Genomic DNA, 1,657 nt, shown 5'->3' on the forward strand with positions numbered 1-1,657 from the left:
GGTGTAGGGTGTAGGGTGTAGGGTGTGGGGGTTATTTATTTTCAAGGGAACGAATCAAAGTTAGCAGGAGTCGGCCTACTGATTCACATTGATTAAGAATAGGATTGACGCTCTGAGGGGAAGCTAGTTCAACTCTTTGAGAGATTAACCAATGAGTCTCCAACTCTTTGAGAGAACCTTGAGCTATGTACAAAAATTGGATGTATTCTCCCCGGGTTTTGCGTCCATACCCCTCGGCAATATTCGCTGCTATTGACACCGAAGCTCGGCGAATCTGTGTTGTCATCCCATAAAGCTCTTCTTTGGGAAAAGTTTTAGTGAGACGATAGCAACTTTCAGCTAAATTTACGGACTCCTGCCAAACTCTTAAATCTCGGTAAGATTGAATTTTTGAATCCGCCATAGATTTTATCAACTTATGCCTATACCCGACACTCTACACCCTATCTCAACCCCAAAGATTGTACTAAAGTTTCCAGTACCCAGTTTCAATGCAAAGGGGGATAATTTTCGTTAACAATTCTTAAGGAAAAACCAGAAAAATTAGCTGTACGGGGGATGATACCGTAGAAAAGGCAATAGAATAATCACCGTGATATGACTGACTCCCCTGAAATACCTTATTTATTACGCGCTGCCAAAGGAGAAATCTTACCCCGTCCTCCCGTGTGGATGATGAGACAAGCAGGACGTTATATGCAGATTTATCGAGAATTGCGGGATAAATACCCCAGTTTTCGGGAAAGATCGGAAAATGCAGATCTGGCGATCGAAATCTCCCTGCAACCTTGGCGTGCTTTTCAACCGGATGGGGTGATCATGTTCTCCGATATCCTCACTCCCCTGGCGGGAATTGGTATTCCCTTTGATATTATCGAAAGTAAGGGGCCGATTATCGATTCTCCCATTCGTACTCAAGCGCAGGTGGACCAACTTAATCCCCTCGATCCCGATCAGTCTTTACCTTTTATCAAAACGATTTTAAAAACCCTACGTCAAGAGGTGGGAAACAAATCCACTGTCCTCGGTTTTGTCGGAGCGCCTTGGACTTTAGCAGCATACGCAGTGGAAGGGAAAGGTTCTAAAAGTTATTCTGTGATTAAAGGGATGGCTTTTTCGGAACCCTCGGTACTGCACCAATTTTTAGATAAATTAGCGGATATGATTGCCACCTATGTCCGTTATCAAATCGATTGTGGGGCGCAAGTGGTACAAATGTTCGACTCTTGGGCGGGTCAATTAACTCCCCAAGATTACGATGTTTTTGCCTTACCCTATCAACAAAAAGTAGTTCGTTTGGTGAAAGAAACCCATCCCGATACACCGTTAATTCTCTACATTAGTGGCAGCGCCGGCGTTTTGGAAAGAATGGCTAAATCGGGGGTTGATATTATTAGCGTCGATTGGACCGTGGATATGGCGGAAGCGAGACAGCGTTTAGGTAAAGCGATGATGGTTCAAGGTAATATCGATCCGGGGGTTTTATTCGGTTCCCAGTCCTTTATTCGCGAGCGGATTCTTGATACTATTCGCAAAGCGGGTAATCAAGGCCATATTCTTAATTTAGGTCATGGTGTTTTGGTGGGAACTCCTGAAGATAACGTGCGTTTCTTCTTTGAAACTGCTAAACAATTTAGTTATCAGGACTAGGGAACAG

General features: G+C 43.9%; 2 protein-coding genes. One reads left to right on the plus strand and one right to left on the minus strand.

The window, feature by feature from the left end; genetic code table 11:
- Positions 1 to 31: 31 nt before the first annotated feature.
- Complete coding sequence (locus tag IQ242_RS24135) at positions 32 to 403, minus strand: four helix bundle protein (protein WP_193961700.1); 372 nt, start codon at positions 401 to 403, stop codon at positions 32 to 34.
- Between the two features lie 194 nt (positions 404 to 597).
- Between IQ242_RS24135 and hemE the strand changes: the two genes are divergently transcribed.
- Complete coding sequence (gene hemE / locus IQ242_RS24140; protein WP_193961701.1) at positions 598 to 1,650, plus strand: uroporphyrinogen decarboxylase; 1,053 nt, start codon at positions 598 to 600, stop codon at positions 1,648 to 1,650.
- Positions 1,651 to 1,657 lie beyond the last annotated feature (7 nt).

This window comes from Microcystis sp. LEGE 08355 (assembly GCF_015207185.1).
Lineage (GTDB): Bacteria > Cyanobacteriota > Cyanobacteriia > Cyanobacteriales > Microcystaceae > Microcystis > Microcystis panniformis.